Consider the following 25,747-nt stretch of genomic DNA (forward strand, 5'->3'; position numbering starts at 1 on the left):
TCCCCCCAGCCATCGTTTCGCCGTGCCGGTAGCCCTGTCGATCAACCATCCCCGCGCCGCGGTCCTTGTCAACCGGCGGCGGCTGCGGCGCCTGACGGAACAGCTCCTCCGGGAGTGCGACGCCGGCGGCTACACCGTCAGCCTGCACCTGGTCGCCGACGCCGAAATCCAGGAGCTGAACCGGCGCTACCGCCACAAGGACCAGCCGACCAACGTCCTGTCCTTCCCCTTTGCCGACGGCATCGATCCCGCCCTGGCCGAACTGCCGGTCGCCGAACTCGGCGACATCGTCATTTCCCTTGACACCGCCGGTCGCGAGGCGAGAGAATTCGGCCAGAGCTTCGATCACCGCCTGCTCTGGCTCGTCACCCATGGCCTGCTGCACCTGCTCGGCTACGATCATGAACGGTCGCCGGCGGAAGAACAGCGGATGCAGGCGCGGGAAGAAGAATTGCTTGCCCGCCTTACCACCCACAGGAGAACCCCCATGCCTTCCCTTGCCATCAATGTCGACCATGTCGCCACGATCCGCCAGGCCCGCGGCACCATCGAACCCGATCCGGTCGCCGCCGCCGCAATCTGCGAACTCGCCGGCGCCTCCGGCATCGTCGTCCACCTGCGGGAAGACCGACGCCATATCCAGGACCGCGACGTCCTGCTGCTGCGCCAGACCGTCAAGACCCGGCTCAACCTCGAGATGGGCGCCAACCGGGAGATCATAAACTTCGCTCTCGACCTCAGGCCGGATCTGGTCACCCTGGTGCCGGAAAAGCGCCAGGAACTGACCACCGAGGGCGGGCTCAACGTCATCGCCCAGAAGCGCAAGCTGGCCCAGACGATCAAGAGCATGGCTTCCCGCGACATCCCGGTGTCGATCTTCATCGACCCCGATCCCGCCCAGATACAGGCCGCCAACGACATCGGCGCGACCTACGTCGAGATCCACACCGGCCGCTACTGCGACGCCGCCACCGAACTGGCCCGCGACCAGGAGTTCCAGCTGGTGGCCGCCGCCGTCGAGGAGGCCTGCCGCATCGGCCTGCGGGTCAACGCCGGGCACGGCCTCGACTACCGCAACACCGCCCCGATCGCGGCGCTGGAGGGGATCGACGAGCTGTCGATCGGCCATGCCATCATCTCCCGCTCCGTCTACACCGGCCTGAACCACGCGGTGCGGGAGATGCTCACCATCATCCGCGAGGCCCGCTATTGATCGATCGGTCTCGGCGGCAGAGCTGCCGAGCGTCTCGTCTGGATGCGATAACACCTTAAATTACAGTAGGATACTGGCCGGCTGCGGCTTCATTGGCGGCAATTTTGGCGATTGACACCGCAACAATCGATATGGTATGAACACACATTCCGCCTGGGTGGTGGAACTGGTAGACACCCGGGACTTAAAATCCCGTTGCCGCAAGGCAGTGCGGGTTCGATTCCCGCCCCAGGCACCAGCAAGTCAGGAGGTCAAGGATTGTTCCTTGCCTCCTTTTCTTTTTTCCGACCCGCGGATAAAACAGCACACGAGGTGCAGCCGACCGCCAGGATTGCCCCTGGCCGCCGTCGTCATGGAGGCCCTGTTCATCACCAGCAACCTCGTCGGTTACTACCGTTTCTATTTGAAAAGACTGTAATAGAAACACGATCGCGGCCGCCCCGGCAAGCCGCGGAACGGTGTGCCGGGACCGAACCCGGGCTTGATCTTTGCGCCTTTCCCTCCTATCATGAACTGACAGTCCCGCCGCCCACCGCCCGTCCTTGGGGACTGCATTCCGATCACCTTCACCGTGGAGTACGTTATGGAGCTTCAACCCGACCGCAACCACCCGCTCGTCCCGATCATCGGCCTCGGCACCTGGAAATCGAAACCGGGGCAGGTCTATGCCGCCGTCAAAGAGGCGATCGCGGCAGGGTATCGCCATATCGACTGTGCCCCGGCCTACGGCAACGAGTCCGAGGTCGGCGCCGCGATAGGCGAGGCCATCAAGGCCGGCGCCGTCACCAGGGAAGACCTGTGGGTGACCTCCAAACTGTGGAACAACGCCCACCAACCCGACCAGGTCCTCCCCGCCCTCCTCAAGACCCTGCATGATCTCCGGCTCGATTACCTCGACCTGTTTCTGATCCACTGGCCGGTCGCCTTCAAGGCGGAGGTCAGCTATCCCCGCAGCCGCGAGGACTGGCTGTCGCTCGAGGAGATGCCGATCATCGCCACCTGGCAGGCGATGGAGGAATGCCTCGGCAAAGGGGTCGTCAGACACATCGGCGTCAGCAACTTTTCGATCAAAAAGCTCGACGACCTCCATCGCCAGGCGACGGTCCCGCCGCTGATGAACCAGGTCGAGATCCACCCCTATCTGCAGCAGCAGGCGATGCTCGACTACTGCCGTGGCCAGGGCATCATGCTGACCGCCTACTCCCCATTGGGCTCCGGCGATCGGCCCAAGGCTCTGAAATCGGCCGGCGAACCGGTTCTGCTCCAGGATCCGGTGCTCCAGGGGATCGCCGACCGCCATCGGTGCGCCGTCAGCCAGGTCCTCCTTGCCTGGGCCATGGCCCGCGGCGTCATCGTCATCCCCAAATCGGTGGAACCCAAGCGGATCCGCCAGAATCTTCAGGCCGTCACGGTCGAACTTCAAGCCGCGGACATGGCGGCCATCGCCGAACTCGACCGCGGTTACCGCTACGTCGACGGCAGCTTCTGGCAGTCCGAGGGTTCCCCGTACACCACCGCCGGGATCTGGGACGAATGAGCCGGCGCGCACGTATTCACTACCCGCCCCTGCGCGACAAGGTCACCGACGCCGGGACCGCCGCCGCCCATATCCAGGACGGGACCAACCTCTTCATCTCCGGTTTCACCTCCGGCTACCCGAAACTGGTGCCCAGGGAACTGGTGCGACGGGCGCAGGCGGGGGAAGAGTTCAAGGTCAACCTCTTTGCCGGGGCCTCGACCGGCGAGTCGGTGGACGGCATCCTCGCCGAGGCCGGAGTGGTGGCCTGGCGCCGACCGTACATGAGCGACCGGACCATGCGCCGCTTGATCAACGACAACCAGATCCGCTTCAAGGACGATCATCTGTCGATGCTCTCCGGCCAGGTCCGGGCCGGCAACTGGGGCCCCGTCGATGTCGCGATCGTCGAGGCGGTGGCGATCACCGAGGACGGCAACCTGATCCCGACGATGTCGGTCGGCAACACCCCGACCTATGTCAAGAAGGCCGATAAGATTATCATCGAGATCACCCACGAGCCCGAAGAACTCTATGGTCTGCACGACATCTTCATCCCCGAGGATCCGCCCTACCGCATGCCGATCCCGATCTACCGGGCCGCCGACCGGATCGGCAAGCCCCACATCGATATGGACCCGAGCCGGGTCGTCGCCATTCTGTTCAGCGAGGAGGAGGACTGCTGCGCCGTCTTCACCCCACCGGACCAGGCGGCCCGCCGCATCGCCGAGCACATTCTCGATTTCGTCCGCCACGAGATCAGCAAAAAACGGCTGCCGGCCTCGCTGCCCTGGCAATCGGGGGTCGGCGATGTCGCCAACGCCGTCCTGAGCGGCTTTCTCGAGGACGATTTCTACCACAACCTCGACATCTACTCCGAGGTGCTGCAGGATTCGGTCCTCGATCTGATCGACATGGGGACGGTGCGCGTCGCCTCCGGCTCGGCGATGACCCTTTCATACAAGGGACGGCAGCGCTTCTTCAACGAACTCTATCGCTACAAGGACAAGATCGTCCTCCGGCCGGTGGAGATCTCGAACTCGCCCGAGGTCATCCGCCGCCTCGGGGTCATCGCCATCAATACCGCCATCGAGGTCGACATCTACGGCCACGTCAACTCGACCCACGTCATGGGCTCGCAGCTGATGAACGGCATCGGCGGCTCCGGCGATTTTCTCCGCAACGGCGCCCTGACCTTCATCGTCACCCCGAGCACCGCCAAGGGCGACAGGATCTCGGCGATCGTGCCGATGGTCTCCCATGTCGATCACAACGAACACTCGGTCGACATCATCGTCACCGAACACGGTCTCGTCGACACCCGGCCGCTGACGCCGCGGCAGGTCGCCGAACAGGTCATCACCACCTGCGCCCATCCCGATTACCGCGAAATGCTGTGGGAATATTACCAGCGGGCGATCCATGCAAACGGCGGCCATGAGCCGCACGACCTGAGCGAGGTGTTCGCGATGCACCAGCGGTTCCTGCGCACCGGCAGCATGCGGAAGGATTGCTGAAACCGGGGCGGCGGACGAACAGTGGAGGCGCCATTGGCCACAGCGGCGACACAGACGCCGAAGCGACCACTTACAGGAGAAAGCGTATCATGGAAAAGGCCTATTCATCGGAGTACGTCGTCACCATCGGCGACATCAATTACGGCGGCCATCTCGGCAACGAGCGGTCACTGCTGATCTTTCACGACGCCAGGTACCGTTTCCTGCAGAGCCTCGGTTTCTCCGAGGCCGATATCGGCAACGGCAAAGGTCTGATCATCGTCGAGGCCACCGTCCACTTTCTCAAGGAGGTCCTGGTCCATGACGTGCTGGAGACCCGGGTATGGCTGTCCGAATGCAGTGAACGCCGGCTGCCGATGCAGTACGAGGTCAAACGCAAGGCCGACGGCAAGGTCGTGCTGTCCGGCTCGACCCTGCTCCTCGCCTTCGACTACCAGACCCGCAAGGTCACCCGCGTTCCCGCCGTCTTCCTTCAGGCCTACCGTCAGGTCTACGGCGAGCCGGAGATATAATGGGCCATGGCGGCTCCGGTCATCGGCGTCAACCTCTAACCGGAGAGCCTCCCAGCTGGAACCGCAATGCCGAAAGAAAGACTCTACTACCTCGATTTCATTCGTGTATTCGCCACTCTGCTGATCATCCTGTTTCACTACAACGTGTGGACGGAACGGCTGGTCTCCGCCGATTTCCTGCTGGTCCGGAACTACACCTTCCTCGGTGAGATCGGCGTCAGCCTCTTTCTCATTCTCTCCGGCGCCTCCCTGGCCCAGAGCACGAAAGGCGATTTTGACGTCCCGACGTTTTACAGCAAACGCATTCGGGCGATATTTCCAATGTTTTACCTCGTCTATGCAACCTTCATGGGACTGGCCCTGGTGCTCCACCAATACCAGTTCTCGGCCGAACGGAGCCCATTCGCCTTCGCCCTGACGCTCATCGGCCTCGACGGTCTCCTGTCCACCGTCGTCCCGACCTATTACCTCGTCGGCGAGTGGTTCCTCGGCTGCATCATCGTCCTCTACCTGATCTATCCCGCAATCCGACACTGCTTCGTCAAAAACGACATCCTGACCCTGACCCTGTGCGCCGCCGTCGTCCTCCTGCTCCAGCACCATTACACCTTGACCTTCCCGTTGCAGCGCCTGCCGCTGTTCCGGCTCGCGGAATTCGTCTTCGGCATGTTTTTCCTCACCCGCTTCAGCGACAATCGGCCGGTCGGCCATCTCCTGATCGCCCTGGCGGCGATGATCCTGCTCTCGGCCTCGACCTTCGATTTTCAAAGTCTGGGCTCCATCACGATGAACATCTACGGCATGGTGGTCTTCGTCGGCATCGCCTATGCCGTTCGCTTTGCGCCCTGGAAACCGCTGCGACCGGCGATTTCCTTTCTCAGCCGCTACGCCTACCCGGCGTTTCTGGTCCATCATATCATCCTCAAACAGACCCTGATTGCCGGCGGCCGGCTGATCCATTCGGTCGCCGCCAATCTATTTGTTTTTGTCCTGGTCGTAATAGTTGTATATTTGGCTGCGTATGCATTCGCCATGGCACTGGCCCATCTCCCCCAGCCTGGTCGGATTCTCAGCTACATCAAGGCAACCAGCGGTCAACGTCCGTAACCAGCCGATGCATGACCCGGACCAGCCGCCGGCGCCGGAGCTCGCCGCCGGGGGTGGCGGCGCGGTCGTTGCCGATACTGCGGTTATCAACCACTCATTTTTTCTCCCAGGAGGATACCATGTACGCACAATTGTCCAGCATCGGCCTGGTGGTGACGCTCGCCCTGCTGTCCGGCTGCGCCACCGGCAATCAGGAACGGATGGTGCGGGAAGGCAAAACCCAGCTCTCTGCCGAACAGATCTTCCAGACGGTCTCCGGCAATACCGTGCATCTGAAAGCCATCGATTTCAACGCCCGGGTGCATTTTCTCGACAGCGGCCGGATTTCCGCCCGGAGCAGCGGCAACAGCCGCGACACCGGCGCGTGGGACGTCAGCAGCGACCAACAGCTGTGCCTGAAATTCGACACCTGGTATTACGGTGACGAACGCTGCTTCACGATGGTCGGGACCGGGGCCGGCAACTATGCCCTCTTCACCGCCAACGGGGCCCGGGCTTATACCGCCGCCGTAGCCGAGGGTGATCCGGAAAAGCTGGCAACGGCCGGCCGGAAGAAGGACAAGGCCTACCTGCGGGCGAAAATGGCGTCCGGTCAGCCGGCCGCCGCTGACCGACCGTCCCCGTCAGCGGCGGCGCCGGCGCCGGCCCCGCCGCCCCGGGTGGTCGCCTCACCCCCGCCGCCGCCGGAGGAGCTCCGCCACACCCTGGCCTTCATGGCCAGAAACTGCCCCAACTGCAACCTCGCCGGGGCCGACCTCGCCGGGGCCGACCTGGTCACCGCCAACCTCGCCGGCGCCAATCTCGCCGGCGCCGACCTCAGCCGCGCCAACCTGCGCCGGGCCAACCTTGCCGGCGCCAATCTGGCCGGGGCGACCCTGGTCAACGCCAACCTGCTCGGGGCCAATCTCGCCAACTGCAACATGAGCGACGCCGACCTCAGCGGCGCCAGCCTGATCAAGGCCAATCTCACCGGAGCGATGACACGGGGCGTAGGCCTTCAGGGCGCCCATCTCGAAGGGGTCGTCGGCCTGGAGCGCCGGCCATGAGCGCCGGGTTCGTCCACCTCCACGTCCATACCCAGCACAGCCTGCTCGACGGCGCCATCCGGGTCTCCGACCTGCTGGCCAAGTGCCGGGAATACGAAATGGACACCGTCGCCATCACCGACCACGGGGCGATGTTCGGGGCTCTGGAGTTTTACAGCAAGGCGAAGAAGGCCGGGATCAAGCCGATCATCGGCTGCGAGTTCTACATCGCCCCGGTCGACCGCCGCGAGAAGAAGGCCGTCGACGGCACCACCGCCTTTCACCTGATCCTGCTGGCGATGAACATCGAGGGCTACCAGAACCTGATGAAGCTGGCCTCGATCGCCCAGTTCGAAGGTTTCTACTACAAGCCGCGGATCGACATGGAGGTCCTGCGCCAGTACAGCGGCGGCCTGATCGCGATGTCGGCCTGTCTCCACGGCTGGGTGCCGTGGCTGATCCTGCAGCAGGATATGGACCGGGCGCGACAGAAGGCCCTGGAGTTCAAGGAAATCTTCGGCGACCGCTACTATTTCGAGATCCAGGAAAACGGCATGTCCGAGCAGCAGGTCGTCAACGACGGCCTGATCGCCCTGGGAAAAGAGCTCGACATCAAGGTCGTGGCCACCAACGACTGCCACTATCTCAACCGCGACGAGGCCTACGCCCACGAGGTCCTGCTCTGCATCCAGACCAACCGGACGATCAACGACCCGAAGCGCTTCCGCTTCTCCACCGACGAGCTCTACTTCAAATCACCGGAGACCATGAAGAAGAGTTTCGCCTACTGCCCCGAGTCGATCGCCAACACCGTCGAGGTCGCCTCCCGCTGCAACCTCGAGATCGCCTTCGGCGAATACCACTTTCCCAACTTCCCGGTGCCGGAGGGTGAGACCATCGAGACGATGTTCTCCCGCATCTGCCGCAACGGCCTGAAGGACCGGTTCGAGACGATGCGCCGGATCGGGACCTTCAGCAAGGAGGTGGAGAAGCGCTACACCGAGCGCCTCGAATACGAGATCGGCGTCATCACCACGATGGGCTTTCCCGGCTATTTCCTGATCGTCGCCGACTTCATCAACTGGGCCAAGGACCACGGCATCCCGGTCGGACCCGGCCGCGGCTCGGGGGCGGGCAGCCTCGCCGCCTACTGCATGCGCATCACCAACATCGACCCGCTGCCCTACGGCCTGCTGTTCGAACGTTTCCTCAACATCGAGCGCAAGTCGATGCCCGACTTCGACGTCGACTTCTGCCAGGACCGGCGCGGCGAGGTCATCGACTACGTCCGCGACAAGTACGGCGGCGATGATCACGTCGCCCAGATCGTCACCTACGGGACGATGAAGGCCCGCGGCGTCATCCGCGACGTCGGCAGGGCCCTCGACATCCCGCTGGCCGAGGTCGACCGGATCGCCAAGCTGGTGCCGGAACAGCTGAAGATGACGATCAAAAAGGCGATGGAGGAAGAGCCGAAACTGCGCGAGCTGGCCGCCGCCAGCCCACAGGTCCAGGAACTGCTGAACATCTCGATGACGCTGGAGGGCCTGGCCCGCCACACCTCGACCCACGCCGCCGGGGTCGTCGTCTCGCCCGGGCCGATGGTCCAGTACCTGCCGGTCTGCCGGGGCAGCAACAACGAGACCCTGACCCAGTACGACATGAAGCATACCGAGATGACCGGACTGATCAAGTTCGACTTTCTCGGCCTGAAGACCCTGACCGTCATCGACAAGGCCTTGAAGCACATCAAGGCCGATATCGGCACGGACCTCGACATCGACACCCTGCCGATGGACGACCTCAAGACCTTCGACCTGCTGTGCGCCGGCGACACCCTCGGCATCTTCCAGTTGGAGAGCGCCGGGATGCGCGAACTGCTGGTGAAGATGGCCCCGACCCAGTTCACCGACCTGATCGCCCTGGTCGCCCTCTACCGCCCCGGGCCGCTCGATTCCGGGATGGTCAACGACTTCGTCGAGACCAAGCACGGACGGAGCACCGCCAACTACCCGCTGCCGCAGCTCAAACCGGTGCTGGAAGAGACCTACGGGGTCATCGTCTACCAGGAGCAGGTCATGCAGATCGCCAACATCCTGGCGAGCTACACCCTGGGCGACGCCGACACCCTGCGCCGGGCGATGGGCAAGAAGATCCCCGAGGTCATGGAGACGGAGAAGACCAAGTTCATGGCCGGGGCGAAGGCCAACAGGATCCCGGAGGACAAGGCCGCCTACGTCTTCGACCTGATGGCCAAGTTCGCCGGCTACGGCTTCAACAAGTCGCACTCCGCCGCCTACGCCCTGATCCTTTACCAGACCGCCTACCTCAAGGCCCATTACCCGGCCCAGTTCATGGCCGCCCTGCTGTCCTGCGACATGACCAACACCGACAAGGTCGTACGCTATATCAACGACTGCAAGGAACACACCATCGAGGTCCTGCCGCCGGACATCAACGAGAGCGGCATCGGCTTCACGGTCATCGACGACCGCATCCGCTTCGGCCTGGCGGCGGTCAAGAACGTCGGCGAGTCGGCGCTGGAATCGATCATCGAGGAGCGGGAGAAGAACGGCCGCTACACCTCGCTGTCCAATTTCTGCAACCGGGTCGACAGCCGGCGGGTCAACTCGCGGGTCATCGAGAGCCTGATCAAGTCCGGCTCCTTCGATTCGCTCGGCCACCGCCGCGCCCAGTTGATGGCGGTCCTCGACAAGGCGATGGAACAGGCCAAGGCGGTGCAGCGCGACCAGCAGAGCGGCCAGCTGTCGCTGTTCGGCGGGCCGGCGGCGGCCGACCGGTCGCGGGAGATCAACGAGGTGCCGATGCCCGACCTCCCGGAGTGGAGCGAGCAGAAACGGCTGGCCTACGAGAAGGAGACGGTCGGCTTCTACATCACCGGCCACCCGCTCGACGACTCGCTGGCCGAGATCCGCACCGTCATCGACAGCGATATCCACGGCCTGACCGAGATGGGAGACGGCCAGATCGTGCGGATCGGCGGCCTGATCCGCAGCTTCAAGCGCCACAAGAGCAAGAAGGGCGACCCGATGGCCTTTGTCACGATCGAGGACATCTTCGAGGCCGTCGAGGTCGTCGTCTTTCCCGAGACCTACGGTCGCTGTGCCGAGATCCTCGAGACCACCGAACCGGTGGTCATCCAGGGTACGATCCAGAAAGAGGAACGGGGGATCAAGATCATCGCCGACGCCGTCGACCTGCTGCCGGCGGCGCGGGAAAAATACACCGATACCCTGCAGCTCCGCCTCCAGCCCGACAAGATCAACCGGCCGAAACTGGAGGCCATCAAGAAGATCCTCCTCCAGTTCCACGGCCCCTGTCCGGTCGTGCTGACGATCCACTTCGCCGCCAAGGGGGAGGTGGATATCGAGGTGGAGAGGGATATGACGGTCAGGCCGTGCCGGGAGCTGACCGACCGGATCGACGAGGCCCTCGGCTACCGGGCCTGTTCGTTCACCAGAAAAGAGATCGTCGCGCCGCCGCGGCGAAAATGGGGCAACGGCGGCAACGGCGGCAACGGCTCGGCCAAGGCGGCCTGAAAGCGGAGATGGATTGTCGCGGCAACGGGTGACGGTTGCAACCCCCAACGACCACGGCCCCGCTCATCGCGGGGCCGTGGTCGTTGGATCGAACGAGACACCTCTTGGAATCATCACTTGGGCAGCCGAACAATCGACCGTACCGGCGGTGTTTTCCTCTTCTCGACAAAACGGAAAAATACCGGGAAGGCGACAAAGAAAGCGACACAGATGATGTATTCAATGCCCTTGATATGGGTGTAGAAATCCACCAAGGTGTGGATCGGCTGGATCATTCCCGTAGCCGCCAGGTATTGCCGGGCCAGTTCCGTCACCTGCCAGTTGGCCTGGCGCAGACCCCCGACCAGCATCACCGCCGCCCAGAGAAAGAAGAACCCACCCGCACCGATCAACAGTTTTTCGACAGCTCTCGATCCTCTCGTTTCCATGGCATCCTCCTCTCAACGACCGGTGATCGCGCTGATATATCCGCGAACCAGCTCCATAGGACCGACATCGACCACCCCGGCGAACAGGCAGGTGAAGGCCCAGACTCCGATAAGGCCACTGGCGACTGCTCCAACCTTGAGCGTGAAGCGCATGATCTCGTCGGCGTAATCGACTGCAATCTTATCTTTGGTGATAATCGAACTTTTCATGGCATCCTCCGTCTCTTGTGGTGGTTGTTCTGATGCTCCTCATCAGCCTGTACCCAGGTAGTTGCATTCGGTATGCCAGAAAAATTTTTTCTCAGGTTATGCGTCTCATGCCAGAATGGCCTCGCCGTAACGATACATATTGATGATATGTTTGAACTTTTTAGACATTCAGGGGGAAATGCGGCCCCTCGCCGGCGAACTTCTCCGGCCATATCTGTCGCAGCCAGCCTGGCGCCGTGCCACATTACTGCATTTATGTTGTATAATCTTTGAGATAGGCCTCTCGTCGGATCAGCATCGAGTTGCAAGAAAAGCCGTGAGGGGCAGAAACCGGTCAGTGTTCCTGCCCCTCACGAGGCAATGGTGCTATCGTTGTCGAGACCCTGTATATCATGTCTGAGGCGCAGCCGTTTCCTTCCACTCGAAAACGATCGGCAGACGATAGACGATCCAGCGATAGACCACGAAATACAGGGCGTAGAGGGTGATCGTCAGCCAGACTTCCTTCCAGTGCGGGATCTCCGCATACATCTGGTAGTTAAAGCAGACAAGCGCGGTATTGAGACGGTTCCAGACAATGCCGACCACCGTCAGGAAGGCGGCAATCCTGACCTTGCCGACCTCGCCGTTGCGGACGCCGGTGGCAAAGAGCAGCATCGGCGCCACCACGCCGATCCCGACCTCGAGGAGGTAGTACAGGCCCCAGCCGCCAAGCAGCTGTTCCCATTCGTTATCATGGGCGATCGCCACCAGCTTGATCACCAGATAGGTGATCATCGCATAGGAGGCGCCTTTTCCCAGCCCCAGGGTCATCCGTTGCAGATTGGCCCGGAAGGCATGACCGCAGCGCCAGGGAATCCAACGATCGATCAGGGTGGAACTGACGATCACCATCGCCAGTCCGCCGAAAATCGCCGAACAGAAGAAATGAATCCATTGGAATTCGCTCGACAGCCAGAGGGGATGCACCTTCGTCGGGGCATAGGTGAACAGGGCTCCCAATGCCCCCTGGTGCAGGGTTGAGAGGATGATACCGGCGATCGTCAGCCCCAGAGTGATCCGTTTGATGTGGATCTTCCATGCCGACCGGCCGATCCACTCGAAAAATGAGGGCAGGACCTCGGCGACCTGCACCGAAAGGTAGGTGGCGACATGCCAGGCCACCAGAAAGAGCACCGCCGCCGGGCCGAAGGAGATGACCATCGGATAGGTCAACCGCCAGGGCATGCCGAGGTCGACCAGCAGATAGACGACGGCGAAGAAATAGCCCAGCAGGCCGTTGAGCAGGGCCAGGCGTTCGATGGGATGGAAATCCTTCCGCCCGAACAGGGAAACCGTCGTGCCGAGGAGGAAACCGGAGGCCGAGAGCGGCACCATGCCGAACAGGCCGAAACCGAGAAACAGGCCCCACGGGTAATCGTTGGAGGCATGGGTGACCGAACCGAGACCGACCAGGTAGCGCTGCAGCAGCAGCGGCAGGCCGACCGCGAAGAGCACCAGCAGCAGCCAGTTGACGGGGTTGCGCAGCAGCTGCCGCAGATACTGACGGGCAGTGAGGCCGAGCAGGATCTTTTCCTTCAATGTCCAGGGACTGCCGTCGACTCGATAGGAACTGCTGAGCGGCAGATAATCGCTTTCCGCGACCAGGTTTTTCATCGCTTCTCCTCCTCCGGGTGATCCACCGCTTCCCCTGCCGCTGTCTCCTTGCGGGTGGCGAGGAGATGGAAACCGGCAAACAGGGCCGGCCAGATCGTCAGCACCATCGGCACGATGCCGAGGAAATTCTTCACCGAATCCAGGATCGGGGCATGGGGCAGTTCGGTATTGAAGCCGATCTGCGCAAACGGCACCGGCGACAGATAAAGCCAGGATGTCCCCCCCGCCTCGTATTCACCATAGATATGATCGACGTAGCGATCGGGGTGCTCCTCGATCCGGCGCCGGCCGACCTTGATCAGATCCTGGCGCCGGCCGAAGACCAGGGCTTCCTGGGGGCAGGCCTCGACACAGGCCGGCGGTTTGCCGTATTTGAGCCGGGTGTCGTAACAGAAGACGCATTTCTGGATCCGCGGCGAAAAGGCGCTGGAGTACTTGAATGCCGGGATATAAAAGGGACAGGCGATCATGCAGGTGCGGCAACCGACGCAGACATCCTGATTGTAGATCACCGCCCCTTCCGGAGTCTTGGTGTAGGCGTTGACGAAACAGGACGTCAGGCAGGCCGGCTCCTGGCAATGGTTACACTGGACCTTGCGGAACAACGGATGCTCACGCCCCGGCGCCTCATAGCGGTTGACGACGGTATAGCGGGTTTCGTCGGTCCGCCGCTGCCGGCCATGTTCCAATTCTTCAAAGACCGTCATGTCGTTGAACGGCTTTTCCGGCTCAGGCAGCCCCTGCTCGGCGTTGCAGGCCGCCTCGCAGCTGCGGCAGCCGACACAGCGCCCGAGATCGACCAGGACCCCCATCGAATCCGGGTACTCCTTCACCTGATGGCCGCTGCTCTGCCGCGGCGACAGCAGTGCCGCGATGGCCGCCGCCACCCCGCTCTTCAGCATGGTTCTGCGTGTTGTTTTCTCACCCATGAACATTTCCTCCTTCCCCCCAGGTTCACACTCCGTCCCGATAACCTTGACCCGGCAACGTCCCCACCGGGCGGATTCAGCGTTGCGCCGAAAACCGCTCGACCCCGGCCGGGGATAGCCGATGACAGTCCTCACAGCCCACCCCGGCGCCCTCGGTGCGATGACACCCCAGGCACTGCAGATGCAGGGCGCCAAGAAGTCCGGGGGTATCGATGTGATAGCGATCTTCTTGTTTTTCCCCCGTCCTGCCGAAGGTCGGCCCCTCCGCCGAATGACAGGCGGAGCACGCCACTTCCGCCGCTTCGGGTGAATCGGCATGGCACTTGACGCAGACCGGTTGCCGGGTCCCGCCTCCAGTCGTGTGGTGGTGACAGGACGCGCATTCAAATCCGTCGGCATGGAGGCGGTGGTCGAATTCCACCGCCTCGTAAAGACGCTGGAGGACGTCGAGGCTGACCGTCTCCGGCGCATCCTCCGCCTCCATCGCCATGACCGGCACAGTCAATGCGGTCACGACAAGACTGCAACAGATCGCTCGAACGCTCTTTGCCCACTTCATACCGGAATCCCCCTTGTAGGTTGGACAGCCGCGACCGACGGGACAGCAACGGCCTGTTCCGTTCGGTCGGGTTGCATACCGCCGACCGAACTCATATAGCACTGCATGACGATATTGATTTCCTCGGCATCGATCGTTTCGTTGATCAGCAACACCTCGGCCAGCTCATGGATGAGACGGTTGTGACTGCGCAGCAGCTTTTCGGTTTCTTCGGTGCAGTCGGTGATGATCCGCCGGACCTCGAGATCGATCTCCCGCGCCGTCGCCTCGCTGAAATCACCACGGGTGGCGATGTCGCCCAGGAACTGGTGCTGTTTGTGACGGTAGACGGTGGAACCGAGGGAGGCGCTCATCCCCCACTCACAGACCAGTCGGGTGGCGATATCGGTGGCGGCGGCGATGTCGTTGGCGGCCCCGGTCGACAGGTGGTTGAAAACGATCTTCTCGGCGACCCGTCCCCCCAGCAGGACCTTGATGCGGTTGAGCAGGTACACCAGGGAATAGGTATAACGCTCCTCGAAGGGAATCTGCTGGGTCAGGCCCATGGCCATGCCCCGCGGGATGATGGTGATCTTGTGGAGTTTGTCGGTCTCCGGCAGCAGTTGGGCGACGATGGCGTGACCGGCCTCGTGGTAGGCGATCACCCGGCGCTCCCGTTCGTTGATGGCGGCATTGCGGCGTTCGATACCGAGCAGGATCTTGTCCTTGGCGTCTTCGAAGTCGTCCATTTCCACCGCCTGCTTCTGCCGCCGGGCGGCGATCAGGGCCGCCTCGTTGACCAGGTTGGCGATGTCGGCGCCGCTGAACCCGGGGATGCCCTGGGCGATCAGGGTCAGGTTCAGGCCGGGCGACACGGCCACCTGGCGGGTGTGGACCTCGAGGATCCGGACCCGGCCGAGCAGGTTCGGCAGCGACACGGTGAGCTGACGATCAAAGCGCCCCGGCCGGAGCAGGGCGGGATCGAGGACGTCGGGACGATTGGTGGCGCCGATCAGGATAACGGTCTCGTTGCTGGAGAAGCCGTCCATTTCGACCAGCAGGGCATTGAGCGTCTGCTCCCGCTCCTCGTTGGAGCCGCCGCTCGTCCGCCGGCTGCCGATGGCGTCGATCTCGTCGATGAAGACGATGCAGGGGGCGGTCTTCTTCGCCAGTCCGAACAGCTCCCTGACCCGGGATGCACCGACGCCGGCGAACATCTCGACAAAATCCGAGCCGCCGATGGAGTAGAAGGGTACCGAGGCCTCGCCGGCTATCGCCCGGGCCAGCAGGGTCTTGCCGGTTCCCGGCGGCCCCTGCAGCAGCACCCCTTTGGGGATCCGGCCGCCAAGCAGGTTGTATTTCTGATGGTTTTTGAGGAAGTCGACGATCTCCTTGAGCTCTTCCTGCACCTCGTCGATGCCGGCGACATCGGCAAAGGTCTTGGTCTCACCCGGTCCGGTCCTGATCTGGAAGCGCTTGTCCTTCCAGATCGTGTTGTCACCGTAGGTCGAGCGCCGGCTGAACATCAGCCAGATTCCGCCCGCAATCATCGACAGCAGCACCAGGCCCATAACCCTGGTGAAGGGGCTCGGCGGCGGGCTGACTTTGACCTCGACATCCTTCTGATCCAGCAGCGGCATGACGGCGGTAATATCCGGAGAATAGGTGATGAACTCCGTTCCCCCCCGGTCGTGTCCCCGGATTTCGCTCCCCCGGATAGCCACCGCCACCATCCGGTCGGCCCTGAGATCGTCGACAAAGGCGGAATAACTCCGTTCCGGCGGGGTCGTCTCCAGCAGCCAGACATTGTATCCCAGGACGCCGAGAACGGTCAGGAGAATCAGAAACAATCCGAGCTGGACATTGTTCCGCATGGCCCTCACCCTCTCCTGACCACATATGGGGACATCCCGCCGTCGGAAGAGAGCAGGGCGGTGACGAGATGATCGAGCACCGCCTGGCGGTCAGGCCAGAAGGCGGTATTCCAGTGAAAGCTGAACTCATCGAGATACGTCTGGAGATAGGCGCCATCGACGGCCCTGTGAAAGACGCGCTGCAGCCAGGCCTCCGCCTGCTCCACCACATCCCGGCCCTTCTGCCGCTGCTCCGCCGCAGCCATTCCGAGATGGAAGGCGCCGGCAAGGCCGGCATACTCCGCCCTCCGCCCGTCGCCTACCTGCAGGCTGGAATTCTTCATCACCAGAGAAGAGATGGCGGCAGCCAAGTCCGGCGGGGTCCGGGATTGGAGGACCTGAAATCTGACGCGCGCCGAATCGGCCTTGCGGGCGTTGAGTTCCAGCGCCATGGCGATTTCCCGGGATACCAGCCGCCCCCCGGCCGCTGCCGACAGAGCGACGACATCGAAGAGAACCTGACCGCGACAGCCGGCCGATTCCGCCAGCGCCGCAGCCAGCCTGAGTTTCTGCAGCCAGCTCCAGGCCGTCTGATAGCAGGTCAATCCCATCAAGCGCTGCAGTTCGCGGGCGCTCAGCCCTTGACTGCGGGAACAGAACAGCGAGGCCACCTGCAGCCAGGCGCCGAGGTCCTTCTTACTGCCATGCATGATCGTCTGGGCAGTGATGGACGTCTGTTTGCGGCAGTAGCGGCAGACGACGGTGTAGGCCGGGGCCGTTTCCTTCTGCACCGCTCCGCAGAACGGACACCTGAATCCCAGCGGCCAGCGGCGGCGAAACAGATAGGTGACGCAGGCATGTTCGTTGGTAAAACGGCTGTTGATCCCTGTTCTGCTCGTCCCGGCCATATCGTTGACGCCTCCTGTCATTGCCGTGCAGGTGGAGCACCATCCCCTGATGTATCATTCAATAGCATAGGCAATGCCAACTTGACGGCCGACCGGATTATCGGTGGATTTTTTTTCCAGGACCCCGCCAAGGCGCAGGGAATCAGGCCTCGCGATGACTTCAGGCGGTCGGCAGATGACGATGAACTGGGGAGCGGAGAGCGATGGGCGACAAATGCGACACAAGTGTGGCCACAGAACTGTGGCCACACTTGTGTGGGATGGAGGGGTTGGTTCAGAGATCCAGCACTATATGCAGCTCACGGATCTTTCGATACAGGGTCGAGCGGTCGACACCGAGCAGACGGGCGGCCTTGGCCTTGTTGCCGCCGGCCGTGCGCAGGGCGGCGACGATCCGTTGCCCTGCCTGGTCGTCCTGAACGCCACAGGGCGGACGGCCGGCAGCCTGCGGCCAGACAGGCTCCGCGATCGGGGCCGGGGAGCGGAGCCCCTCCCCGGAACCGTCCAGAATCTCATCCGGCAGGTGTTCGGTCGAAATGGTCGTGCCCTGGCAGAGGATGCAGGCCCGTTCGATGGCATGTTCGAGCTGGCGCACGTTTCCCGGCCAGCGGTAACGGCAGAAAAGCTCCATGGCCTGCTGGGAAATCCCGCTGATGCCCTTATCCATCCTGCTGGCATACCGGTCCAGGAAGTGGTTGGCCAGCAGCATGACATCGCCTTCCCGCTCCCGGAGCGGCGGCAGATGGATATCGATGATCAGCAGGCGATAGTACAGATCTTCCCGGAAACTGCCATTGCCCACCTTTTCCTTCAGATCGGCATTGGTGGCGGCAACGACCCGGACATCGACCCGGACCTCGCGATCGCTGCCGACCGGATAGAAGGTCTTTTCCTGGAGAAAGCGGAGCAGGCGCAGCTGCATGGCGGTGGAGATATCGCCGATCTCATCGAGAAAGAGGGTGCCGCCGTCGGCCTGCAGGATCCGGCCGGTACGGTTCTCTTCCGCTCCGGTGAAAGCGCCCTTGCGGTGCCCGAACAGCTCGCTCTCCAGCAGGTTCTCCGGCATCGCCGCGCAATCGACCATCACCAGCGGCCGGTTGCAGCGGCTGCTCTCCTGGTGCAGGGCGTGGGCCACGAGCTCCTTGCCGGTGCCGCTCTCGCCGGTGATCAGCACGGTCGTGTCGACCCGGCCGATGTTCTCGATCATCAGGAAGACCTGCTGCATCGCCGGGCTGGCGCCGATCAGCCGATGGAGACGGACCTTCCCCTCCTCGTCGCCGCGATTCTGCCGGCTCATGTCCCGGAAAACCAGGACTGCCCCAGCGGGGACGCCGGTGCCGTCATCGAGCGGCGACACGCAGATGCTCATGACTCGGCAGCTTCCGTCCGGAAAGAACTCAAGGCGATGGTCACTGACTTCCGTGCCGTTGACGATCACGTCCCTGACGCTCTCCGTCAGCCGGCAGAAGTTCTTGTTATAACAGAGGAGATCGAGCCGGCCCCCTTCCTGCAGAGCCGGTTGTAGCGCATGGAAGAGCTGGCCGGCAGCCTGGTTCATCTTGACAATGGTCAGATCCTGATCGACGGAAACGATGCTGTCGGAAACGCTGCGAAAGAGCGTTTCGAGAAATCGCCGGTAACGCTCGCAGGCGGAGTCGGCGGCCAGTTTCTCCTGGACCAGGCGATGCTGGCGGATTGCCAGGCGGGCGGTCTTGAGCAGGACCTCCTTTTCCACCGGTTTGGCCAGGTAATCGAAGGCCCCGAGCCGCACGGCCTCCACCGCCGTCTCGACGTGGGGATAGCCGGTGATCATGACCACCGGGCAGGACGTGCCGAGACTGCGGAACTCCTTCAACAGATCGATGCCGGAATGGCTTTCGAGCACGATATCGCAGATGATGAGGTCAAAGCTCCGGGCCGTCACCGCCTCGATCGCCTCGCCGAACGAGGCCACGGCCTCGACCCGTTGATAGCCGGCCCGCTTCAGAAAAGTGCGGAAGGTGTTGCGGAGACTGGGCTCGTCATCGACAACCAGGATCGCGGCAGGTATCATCTCGTTCGGCATCATGACGTTGATTTGACCGGCCGCAGCCGGTTCAACCCTTACTTGAAGGTGTTCATGTCGCGGAAAACCACGACTGCCCCGGTGAGCATGCCGCGGTCCCTGATCGGGGTGCTGACGTATTCGACCGGAAAACTGGCGCCGTTCTTTCCCCAGAACACATCATCGCTCCGGTAGTGCACCAGACCGTCCTTGTAGGCCATGTAAATCGGACATTCTTCCATCGGATGCGGCGACCCGTCCGGCCGGGTATGGTGGATCAACCGGTGATGGCCGTTGCCGATCAGTTCTTCCGGTTCCCGGCCCAACATCAGCGAAGCGGCCCGGTTGATGAACATCACCCGGCCCTGGTTGTCGATGCCGAGGATTCCCTCACCGGCGGAATCGAGGATCAGGTGCAGCCGCTTCTGCAGGCCCCGGACCTCCTCCTCGGCCTGGGTCCGCTCCGCGATCTCGCGATTGAGGGCGCCGTTGATGACCTGGAGCTCAAACACCCTCTTCTCGATCAGTTCCGCAAACTGGTTCTGCATCTGACCCGACCGGTTCCGTTGTGCCTCCAACTCCTCACGCAGACCGGCCAACGTTTCCTGCTGCCGGTGCAGAGTGCGTTGGACGACGTACAGAACCAGGGCCAGCAGCACAGCCAACAGGCCGAACCTGACGAAAATGGCGTTTTCCCCCGCACCACTCCCCGTCCCCTGCAGCATCAGCATCAGGCCGGCATAGAGAATGAATCCAACCACCACATAGATTTTTGTCCAGACCTGGTCCCTCATCCCATCCCCCCGTCCGCTTCCACCGGCAAGTCGATCTGAAACCGGGTCCATTCCCCCACCTTGCTGCGTACCCGGATGAAACCGCCATGATCACGGATCAGCCCGTGACTGATGCTCAACCCCAGCCCCGTCCCTTCGCCCTTCGGCTTGGTCGAGAAGAAGGGATCGAAAATCCGCTCCTGTATCTCCGGGGTAATGCCGATGCCGTAATCGGTGAACGTCAGGCAGATGTATTTCCGGCCATCCTGCTGTTTCATCTCGCCCCCGATGACGAGCCGTTTTTTAGCGCAAGGTTGAGGATAGCGGCTGTTCAGGGCATACCGGGCATTGCTGATCAGGTTGAGGAAGACCTGCTGCAGCTGCTGCTCATTGCACATCAGGGGCGGCAGAGAATCGATGATATTCACCGAGCAGACAATGCCGTCCTTTTTCAGCAGATGGGCGACGAGATGGAGACTGTTGGCGATGATCGACTCGATCCTGGACAGGGCCAGTTCCTCGCCACGGTGGCGGGCGAAGGCCAGCAGGTTCGAGACGATGCCGGCGATCCGCTTGCCTTCGCTGATGATATTGTAGAGGTTGTCGGTATTGTCAGGATCCTGGGGATCATCGAGGATGATCTGGGCGTAATTGATGATACCGTTGATCGGATTGTTGATCTCATGGGCCACGCCGGAGGCCAGTTCGCCGATGGCCGCCAGTTGCGCCGCCCGGATCGCCTCGGCCCGGACCACTTCCTCCTCGGTGAGGTTGCGGGCCAGCAGCAGTGTCGCGTTGATGTCGCCGTTTTCCTCCACCAGAGGGCTGACGGTCAGCATATAGGTGCCGTGCAGACCATGGAGCTCCGTTTCCGATATCTGCGTCCTGCGGCAACCGATGAAATCCTCGAGCGGGCAGCGATTTCCCTCCCCATGCCCGAGGTGAAGAATATCGCATACTTTCTTACCAACCACCTCCTCTCGACGCTTCTTGGCGGCGGCGCAGGTGGCCGGGTTGGCCTCGATGATGATGCTGTCGTTGGAGACCACCAGGGCCGGGTCCTGGATGGCGATGAAGATCTTTTCCCAGCGGGCGGTCAGCATGTTGAGCTGCTGGTCGGCAGCCAGCGACTCGGTCTCGTCGATGCCGATCATTACCAGACCGACGGTCCCCTGCTCGATGTTGTGGCGGATGGAGCCGTGCCACCTGATCGATCGCTCCGTCCCCTCCCTGGTCAGCAGCGGCGCCTTGAAGTTGATATAGGCCTGGGCCCCCTTCAGGGTCTCGGAGAAGGTCTGCTGGCATTCGAGCCGCTTGTCGGGACTGATCAGGACATCGACCCAGTATTTGCCCGTGACGTCCCTCTCTCTGTAACCGCTGACCCGTTCCGCCCGGCGGTTGAAGGACAGGATCGTCCCGCAGGGACTGATGGTCACCATCAGGGCCTGGATGGTATCGACGATCTCCTTGTTGAAATCCCGCTCGATCTTCAGCTTCTGGGCGGTATCGAGGGCAAAGATCGCCAGAGCGATATCGTCGATGATGTGACCGACGCATTCTTTTTTCTTGTCATCGAGGACAACGCCCTGCTGGTGGTCCAGAGTGACGAAGCCGTAGAACCGGCCAAGGTATCCCACCGGCCAGACCAGATAGTTGCCGACGGCCATGCCCCTGTTCGCCCCGGGGGCATCGAGGCCGAGGGAAATCGGCTCGGTGAAGGCAACCGGATCATAACCGAAGCGGGTCTTGATACTGTCGGCGATCGATCTCTGGATAACGGTATCGGCGGAGGTCACAGGCGGGACGGAGGCGAAAGGGACATAATGATGCCGTTCTCTGTCTATCCCCCCGGCCCAGACGGAATCGCAGCCGACGACTTCTTTCAGCACGGCGCAGCATTGCTGGAAGATGAACAGCTGGCTCTGTTCTTCCGGTTCGCACAGGCTGTGTTCCCTGATCGCCGTCAACAACCGGTTGCGATGATGGAAAAACCTGAGTTGGTCGGCCTCACCTGCCGACAGCGACCTGGCCATCTCTGCTCCCTGGTACCACATCGGTCATGCAGCAGAATGACAGACAGTCCCGTTGACCGTCTATCCGGATTGTTCCTCCCTCCTGAATCTCATCACCCCCCCGGCCATGTCATCGACGGTTCCCGCCTTTTTTCCTGCCGACATCAGGGCTTTCCTGCGGCCGTCGCGGACCGGCAACCGTCATCGTTGCCTGTTGCGGCCGGCTCACGCCGAGGCGCTCATTTTTTCGACGCCTTGCCGTCGAGTTTATCATAGAGTTTGAGGTGTTCGTGGAGGCGATACAGTTGTTCGGTCGTCTGGTAGCGACCGTCGGCAAACACCCCGTAGTCGCCGCCGCCGGCCATCGCCGAGGCAAACCGCGTCGTGTTGGCGTTGAACAGCCAGATCGAGGTCCACATCCGTTCCGCTTCCTCGTCGAAGATATTGTCCTTCTGCGGCAGGCCGCGGGCATGGCCCCTCTCCCAGATATCCATGATGATCCTGGTGGCTTCATGGGTATTGGCGTTGGTGCGGGCGATGGTGTTGTCGAGGCGGAGGAAGTGTTCGTCGACCCAGCCTGTGGCGTGACAGGACAGACAGATCGTCTTCATCCTGGTGTTGCGCACCTCCTGCTCCTCCCTGGTGATGACATGGGCGGCGACCGCAGTGCCGTCCATCTCCACCGCCAGGGGCAGGCCGATGGAGTTGCGCACCTCCTTGAGATCGGCATGGACCGGGTGGGGATGGGCATAAGGGACGCCGAACAACCGCCAGGCCAGACGGTCGTTGAACTGATGGGTCCGCTCGGCGATGACCGTCTGATCGGGTGACACCAGCAGGCTGGCGTGGCAGGCGGCACAGGTCGGGGCGGTGAAATCCTTGCCGACGACCCACGGCACGTTGTCGAAATTATAGTTTTTCCCCAGGGAATTATAGATGTTGCCATGCTTGCTGACTTCATAGACCTTGTAGGCCGGGACATCCGGCCCCTTGTGGCACTCCGAGCAGGTGTACGGTTTGCGCGCCATCTCGATGGAAAACTCGTGGCGGCCGTGACAGGCGGTGCAGGCGCCCCGGCTGCCGTCGGGATTGATGCGGCCGACCCCCTGATTGGGCCAGCCTTCAAGGACCGGGAACTCCAGCTCGCCGTAGTCCGACTCCCTGGTCGCCATCCCCTTGACCTCGATCCTGGTGCCGTGGCAGTACAGGCATGACTCGTATTCGGTGCGGTCGTCGATCTCCCCCTTCACCAGCTCGCCGTCCTGCCGCTGATAGGTGGTGTTGACGGCAGCGATGAAATCACGGTACAGGCTGTTGTCGACCAGATTGCCGTAGGCATGGGCCATGATATTCTTGCCATATTGAGCGACCTCGGTGCTGTGGCAGGTGGCGCAGTCATCCGGGCTGACGACGACGTTGATCTTGTAGCCGTTATGGTCGAAGGAGTCGGCATGACGGTCGGGGCGCAGCGAATGGCACTCGTAGCAGCCGACGACCACGTCCCGCAGCGGTTCGGCAATCTCCGTCGCCGACACCCGTCGACTGATCGCCTCCTGCTGCAGCGCGCCCGCCGGCGTCGTCCGGCTGTGGCGGCTCTTCTCCCAGGAGGCCACCAGCCCGGGATGCAATTCGCGGTGGCAACCAAGACACTCCTCGGTTTCCGGACTGATACCGGCATCCTCCCCGTGGGTGGTGACGGCCGCAGCCAGGATAAGAGAAGCGGACAGCAGCAAGCGAGATAACAAGCTCTTCATGGAATATTCCCCCGTCGGTGTTTATGGCGTCTGATCACGGCCGCCGGCCTTGACCCTTGCGGTCTTCAAAGTAGCTCGATGGGAAGCAATCGAAAATCGATATCCCGATCCGGCATACAGTCGATTTGCGATTGTTTCGGATCCAGGCGGCTACATCGGGAAGACAATTCGTCAGCATCATCGACCCGGCCAGTCAACCTGCCCATATTGCATTCATTTCTGATTTGATCACAATGACATGGCAGTTGGCAAGTTCTTCTCCGCTTTTTCCCGGCAAGGCGGAGAAAATCCGGCCGGTCCCAACCCCCCAACCTCCCTTTCATTACGCCGGCATTTCTTGACAACCATCATTTACAACAAATCATTACAACCCATCTTGACAGCATGATGACAATACCACAATATAACATATACACATAATTTCCCACAACGATCGTGGACCACTGCTCTCAGTTCTCGAGAGGCGGATGCGTTATCGGCCCCGAAGGACCCATTCAGGGTTTTGAAATCTTGACGCCACCCGTCGACCCCAACGGCAATGGGACCATGCGGCAAATCCAGGCCTTCCGACTGGTCCGTGAAAGCAAAGGGAAAAAGGCGACGATGCCGAACCGGTCGCTCTCCATCCCGGAACAGGGATGAAGGGATTGATCAAAAATCAACAGGCTGCCGGGTCAATTGCTCAATTCACAACAACAATCAAGGGAGACGACATGAAAAAAGGAGAAAAACTGGTAATTGTGGGATGCAGTGGTTCAGGCGGCCCCGCCGCCATGATGGCAAAAAAACTCATGCCGGAAATCGATGTCACCATCATTCGCAAAGAGGAGTTCTTCATCGTCAGATGAGCGCTTCCGCATGTCGTAGCCGGTCTGGCTGCCAGTAAATCAATTGTTGTTCCCGATACGATGCTTGCAGGCATGGGTATTCATGTTGTTCAGGATGAAGTGACCAGGGTGGACGCCGCTCAAAAGGCTGTTTTTGTATCCGGCGGCGGTACATATCCCTATGACAAGCTCTACCTGGCGACCGGGTCCAGTTCGTTTGTCCCGCCGATCGAAGGCAGGGATCTCGCAGGCGTCATGACCTTGCGGGGGCTCCCCGATGCCGAGAAGATCAAGACCTGGCTGGCCGAAAAAAAACCCAAACACATCGTATGTATCGGCGCTGGTTTCATCAGCATGGAGATCGCGTCGCTGCTGGCGGAGACCAACCCCGACAGCTTCGCTATCACCGTCGTCGAACTGATGGATCGACCGCTTCCCCTGATGCTCGACAAAGACATGAGCGATGTTGTCCGGGAATATCTCGAGGGCAAAGGTCTGCAAATCCGGACAGGAGTAAAGGTCGAAAAGCTGACAGGACAAGACGGGAAAGTCACCGGCGTTACTCTGTCTTCCGGCGAAACCCTTGACGCCGACATGGTGTTCATGAATGTCGGGGTGCGCCCCAACACGCAGCTCGCCACCGATATCGGCCTCGAGATGGGGCGGTTCGGGATCAAGGTCAACGCCTATCAGGAGACGTCCGATCCACACATCCTGGCCGGCGGGGACTGTGTTGAAAAAATCAATTTCATCACCGGCAAACCGACGCCGGGACAACTGAGGGGGCCGGCGGTGGTCCAGGGTCGGTTGGCCGCCAAACGGCTTGCCGGGTTCGATATCGCCTTCCCCGGGGTACTCGATGCCGGCGGCTGCAAGATGTTTGACATGACGATCGCCGCCACCGGACTCACCGAAGAAAACGCGATCAGAGAGGGGTTTACTCCCGTGAGTGCCGTCGTTGACTCCCGCAGCAAACATGGCATGATTCCCGGGATGAAGCCGTGGAAGTTGAAATTGGTGTTTGACAAAAACACCCGCAAACTGCTCGGCGGCCAGATCGTCAGCCAGGCCATCGCCCCTGCCAGAGAAATCGATGCCGTTACCGCATGTATCCTCGGCGGGAAAACCATGGCTGACCTGACGACGTTCACATCGGCCTGCAACCCGGACATCTCCTCCGAACCGAGCGCCGAGCCGATAACGATTGCCGCCGAACAGGCGCTGCAGAAGGTCAGGAACGGCTAAGACACCCCGCCCCCTTTGCCCGCAGGTCGGCGGCTCCATGTTCCCCGGCGCCGTGCCGGAGACAACCTGGATCCGCCGACCATTGCTGTTGGGATGCGACGGCAACAACCACATGCATTT

At 61.8% G+C, this 25,747-nt stretch carries 21 protein-coding genes, 1 tRNA gene and 1 pseudogene; 12 read left to right on the forward strand and 11 right to left on the reverse strand.

Annotation, left to right across the window (positions count from 1 at the left end):
* Positions 1-22: 22 nt before the first annotated feature.
* The 9 genes from HNQ81_RS07075 to dnaE all read left to right on the forward strand — a co-directional run bounded on the left by HNQ81_RS07075 (position 23) and on the right by dnaE (position 10,450).
* Positions 23-1,213: a pyridoxine 5'-phosphate synthase gene (locus HNQ81_RS07075; protein WP_337833430.1), complete on the forward strand. Its 1,191-nt coding sequence runs from the start codon at positions 23-25 to the stop codon at positions 1,211-1,213.
* 151 nt (positions 1,214-1,364) lie between these two features.
* A tRNA-Leu gene (locus tag HNQ81_RS07080) sits at positions 1,365-1,451 on the forward strand.
* Positions 1,452-1,478: 27 nt separating this feature from the next.
* Positions 1,479-1,631: a hypothetical protein gene (locus tag HNQ81_RS07085; protein ID WP_183349729.1), complete on the forward strand. Its 153-nt coding sequence runs from the start codon at positions 1,479-1,481 to the stop codon at positions 1,629-1,631.
* Positions 1,632-1,796: 165 nt separating this feature from the next.
* Positions 1,797-2,750, forward strand: coding sequence for an aldo/keto reductase (locus tag HNQ81_RS07090; RefSeq protein ID WP_183349731.1), 954 nt, complete (start codon positions 1,797-1,799; stop codon positions 2,748-2,750).
* Positions 2,747-4,246: a succinyl-CoA:acetate CoA-transferase ScpC gene (scpC, locus tag HNQ81_RS07095; RefSeq protein ID WP_183349736.1), complete on the forward strand. Its 1,500-nt coding sequence runs from the start codon at positions 2,747-2,749 to the stop codon at positions 4,244-4,246. Before HNQ81_RS07090 ends, scpC begins: the two co-directional genes overlap by 4 nt.
* A gap of 89 nt (positions 4,247-4,335) precedes the next feature.
* Positions 4,336-4,758 (forward strand): acyl-CoA thioesterase, encoded by a 423-nt coding sequence (locus HNQ81_RS07100; RefSeq protein WP_183349737.1) that lies wholly within the window; start codon positions 4,336-4,338, stop codon positions 4,756-4,758.
* Between the two features lie 66 nt (positions 4,759-4,824).
* Positions 4,825-5,865: an acyltransferase family protein gene (locus HNQ81_RS07105; protein ID WP_183349738.1), complete on the forward strand. Its 1,041-nt coding sequence runs from the start codon at positions 4,825-4,827 to the stop codon at positions 5,863-5,865.
* 119 nt (positions 5,866-5,984) lie between these two features.
* On the forward strand, positions 5,985-6,911 hold the full coding sequence (locus HNQ81_RS17285) for a pentapeptide repeat-containing protein (RefSeq protein ID WP_205240162.1): 927 nt from the start codon (positions 5,985-5,987) through the stop codon (positions 6,909-6,911).
* Positions 6,908-10,450, forward strand: coding sequence for a DNA polymerase III subunit alpha (gene dnaE / locus HNQ81_RS07115; protein ID WP_183349740.1), 3,543 nt, complete (start codon positions 6,908-6,910; stop codon positions 10,448-10,450). Before HNQ81_RS17285 ends, dnaE begins: the two co-directional genes overlap by 4 nt.
* Before the next feature lie 113 nt (positions 10,451-10,563).
* On the opposite strand, the gene HNQ81_RS17530 is transcribed toward dnaE, so the two are convergent.
* From HNQ81_RS17530 to HNQ81_RS07170, 11 genes are all read right to left on the reverse strand, one after another.
* Positions 10,564-10,878, reverse strand: a complete 315-nt coding sequence (locus HNQ81_RS17530; protein ID WP_240191610.1) for a hypothetical protein — start codon at positions 10,876-10,878, stop codon at positions 10,564-10,566.
* Positions 10,879-10,890: 12 nt separating this feature from the next.
* Entirely contained in the window at positions 10,891-11,088 is a 198-nt protein-coding gene (locus tag HNQ81_RS07125) for a hypothetical protein (protein ID WP_183349742.1), read from the reverse strand.
* 390 nt (positions 11,089-11,478) lie between these two features.
* Positions 11,479-12,744 (reverse strand): polysulfide reductase NrfD family protein, encoded by a 1,266-nt coding sequence (locus HNQ81_RS07130; protein ID WP_183349745.1) that lies wholly within the window; start codon positions 12,742-12,744, stop codon positions 11,479-11,481.
* Positions 12,741-13,673, reverse strand: coding sequence for a 4Fe-4S dicluster domain-containing protein (locus tag HNQ81_RS07135; protein ID WP_183349747.1), 933 nt, complete (start codon positions 13,671-13,673; stop codon positions 12,741-12,743). The genes HNQ81_RS07130 and HNQ81_RS07135 overlap by 4 nt, the downstream gene beginning before the upstream one ends.
* A 76-nt stretch (positions 13,674-13,749) precedes the next feature.
* On the reverse strand, positions 13,750-14,232 hold the full coding sequence (locus HNQ81_RS07140; protein WP_183349749.1) for a cytochrome c3 family protein: 483 nt from the start codon (positions 14,230-14,232) through the stop codon (positions 13,750-13,752).
* Positions 14,229-16,085: an ATP-dependent zinc metalloprotease FtsH gene (gene ftsH / locus HNQ81_RS07145; protein WP_183349751.1), complete on the reverse strand. Its 1,857-nt coding sequence runs from the start codon at positions 16,083-16,085 to the stop codon at positions 14,229-14,231. Before ftsH ends, HNQ81_RS07140 begins: the two co-directional genes overlap by 4 nt.
* Before the next feature lie 5 nt (positions 16,086-16,090).
* Positions 16,091-16,972, reverse strand: a complete 882-nt coding sequence (locus tag HNQ81_RS07150; protein WP_183349753.1) for a transposase — start codon at positions 16,970-16,972, stop codon at positions 16,091-16,093.
* Positions 16,973-17,246: 274 nt separating this feature from the next.
* Positions 17,247-19,040 carry a sigma-54 dependent transcriptional regulator gene (locus HNQ81_RS07155; protein WP_240191611.1) on the reverse strand — a complete coding sequence of 598 codons (1,794 nt, stop codon included), beginning with the start codon at positions 19,038-19,040 and terminating at the stop codon, positions 17,247-17,249.
* Between the two features lie 35 nt (positions 19,041-19,075).
* A complete protein-coding gene (locus HNQ81_RS07160) occupies positions 19,076-19,810 on the reverse strand; it encodes a PAS domain-containing protein (RefSeq protein ID WP_183349755.1) in 735 nt (244 codons plus the stop codon).
* The gene (locus HNQ81_RS07165; protein ID WP_183349757.1) at positions 19,807-21,822 is read right to left on the reverse strand and encodes a PAS domain-containing sensor histidine kinase; all 2,016 of its coding nucleotides are present in this window, start codon (positions 21,820-21,822) and stop codon (positions 19,807-19,809) included. Before HNQ81_RS07165 ends, HNQ81_RS07160 begins: the two co-directional genes overlap by 4 nt.
* A 218-nt stretch (positions 21,823-22,040) precedes the next feature.
* Complete coding sequence (locus tag HNQ81_RS07170; RefSeq protein WP_183349760.1) at positions 22,041-23,555, reverse strand: multiheme c-type cytochrome; 1,515 nt, start codon at positions 23,553-23,555, stop codon at positions 22,041-22,043.
* A gap of 459 nt (positions 23,556-24,014) precedes the next feature.
* Between HNQ81_RS07170 and HNQ81_RS17795 the strand changes: the two are divergent.
* The 3 genes and pseudogenes from HNQ81_RS17795 to HNQ81_RS07180 form a co-directional block, all read left to right on the forward strand.
* Positions 24,015-24,158: pseudogene (locus tag HNQ81_RS17795) on the forward strand (thioredoxin-dependent peroxiredoxin); the annotation flags it as partial.
* Positions 24,159-24,193: 35 nt separating this feature from the next.
* Positions 24,194-24,403 carry a hypothetical protein gene (locus HNQ81_RS07175; RefSeq protein ID WP_183349762.1) on the forward strand — a complete coding sequence of 70 codons (210 nt, stop codon included), beginning with the start codon at positions 24,194-24,196 and terminating at the stop codon, positions 24,401-24,403.
* 72 nt (positions 24,404-24,475) lie between these two features.
* Positions 24,476-25,627 carry an FAD-dependent oxidoreductase gene (locus HNQ81_RS07180; RefSeq protein ID WP_240191612.1) on the forward strand — a complete coding sequence of 384 codons (1,152 nt, stop codon included), beginning with the start codon at positions 24,476-24,478 and terminating at the stop codon, positions 25,625-25,627.
* Positions 25,628-25,747 lie beyond the last annotated feature (120 nt).

It is taken from the genome of Desulfoprunum benzoelyticum (genome assembly GCF_014201505.1).
GTDB lineage: Bacteria > Desulfobacterota > Desulfobulbia > Desulfobulbales > Desulfocapsaceae > Desulfoprunum > Desulfoprunum benzoelyticum.

What these genes read in the sequence shown, in the direction of transcription:
- dnaE (WP_183349740.1), top strand. Translation starts at nt 6,908, where the DNA reads ATGAGCGCCGGGTTCGTCCACCTCCACGTCCATACCCAGCACAGCCTG.
- HNQ81_RS07160 (WP_183349755.1), bottom strand. Translation starts at nt 19,810, where the DNA reads ATGAGGGACCAGGTCTGGACAAAAATCTATGTGGTGGTTGGATTCATT.
- HNQ81_RS07175 (WP_183349762.1), top strand. Translation starts at nt 24,194, where the DNA reads ATGAAGGGATTGATCAAAAATCAACAGGCTGCCGGGTCAATTGCTCAA.
- HNQ81_RS07140 (WP_183349749.1), bottom strand. Translation starts at nt 14,232, where the DNA reads ATGAAGTGGGCAAAGAGCGTTCGAGCGATCTGTTGCAGTCTTGTCGTG.
- HNQ81_RS07125 (WP_183349742.1), bottom strand. Translation starts at nt 11,088, where the DNA reads ATGAAAAGTTCGATTATCACCAAAGATAAGATTGCAGTCGATTACGCC.
- HNQ81_RS17530 (WP_240191610.1), bottom strand. Translation starts at nt 10,878, where the DNA reads ATGGAAACGAGAGGATCGAGAGCTGTCGAAAAACTGTTGATCGGTGCG.
- HNQ81_RS07180 (WP_240191612.1), top strand. Translation starts at nt 24,476, where the DNA reads ATGGGTATTCATGTTGTTCAGGATGAAGTGACCAGGGTGGACGCCGCT.
- HNQ81_RS07135 (WP_183349747.1), bottom strand. Translation starts at nt 13,673, where the DNA reads ATGGGTGAGAAAACAACACGCAGAACCATGCTGAAGAGCGGGGTGGCG.
- HNQ81_RS07130 (WP_183349745.1), bottom strand. Translation starts at nt 12,744, where the DNA reads ATGAAAAACCTGGTCGCGGAAAGCGATTATCTGCCGCTCAGCAGTTCC.
- ftsH (WP_183349751.1), bottom strand. Translation starts at nt 16,085, where the DNA reads ATGCGGAACAATGTCCAGCTCGGATTGTTTCTGATTCTCCTGACCGTT.
- HNQ81_RS17285 (WP_205240162.1), top strand. Translation starts at nt 5,985, where the DNA reads ATGTACGCACAATTGTCCAGCATCGGCCTGGTGGTGACGCTCGCCCTG.
- HNQ81_RS07170 (WP_183349760.1), bottom strand. Translation starts at nt 23,555, where the DNA reads ATGAAGAGCTTGTTATCTCGCTTGCTGCTGTCCGCTTCTCTTATCCTG.
- HNQ81_RS07090 (WP_183349731.1), top strand. Translation starts at nt 1,797, where the DNA reads ATGGAGCTTCAACCCGACCGCAACCACCCGCTCGTCCCGATCATCGGC.
- HNQ81_RS07100 (WP_183349737.1), top strand. Translation starts at nt 4,336, where the DNA reads ATGGAAAAGGCCTATTCATCGGAGTACGTCGTCACCATCGGCGACATC.
- HNQ81_RS07105 (WP_183349738.1), top strand. Translation starts at nt 4,825, where the DNA reads ATGCCGAAAGAAAGACTCTACTACCTCGATTTCATTCGTGTATTCGCC.
- HNQ81_RS07155 (WP_240191611.1), bottom strand. Translation starts at nt 19,040, where the DNA reads ATGATGCCGAACGAGATGATACCTGCCGCGATCCTGGTTGTCGATGAC.
- HNQ81_RS07150 (WP_183349753.1), bottom strand. Translation starts at nt 16,972, where the DNA reads ATGGCCGGGACGAGCAGAACAGGGATCAACAGCCGTTTTACCAACGAA.
- scpC (WP_183349736.1), top strand. Translation starts at nt 2,747, where the DNA reads ATGAGCCGGCGCGCACGTATTCACTACCCGCCCCTGCGCGACAAGGTC.
- HNQ81_RS07165 (WP_183349757.1), bottom strand. Translation starts at nt 21,822, where the DNA reads ATGGCCAGGTCGCTGTCGGCAGGTGAGGCCGACCAACTCAGGTTTTTC.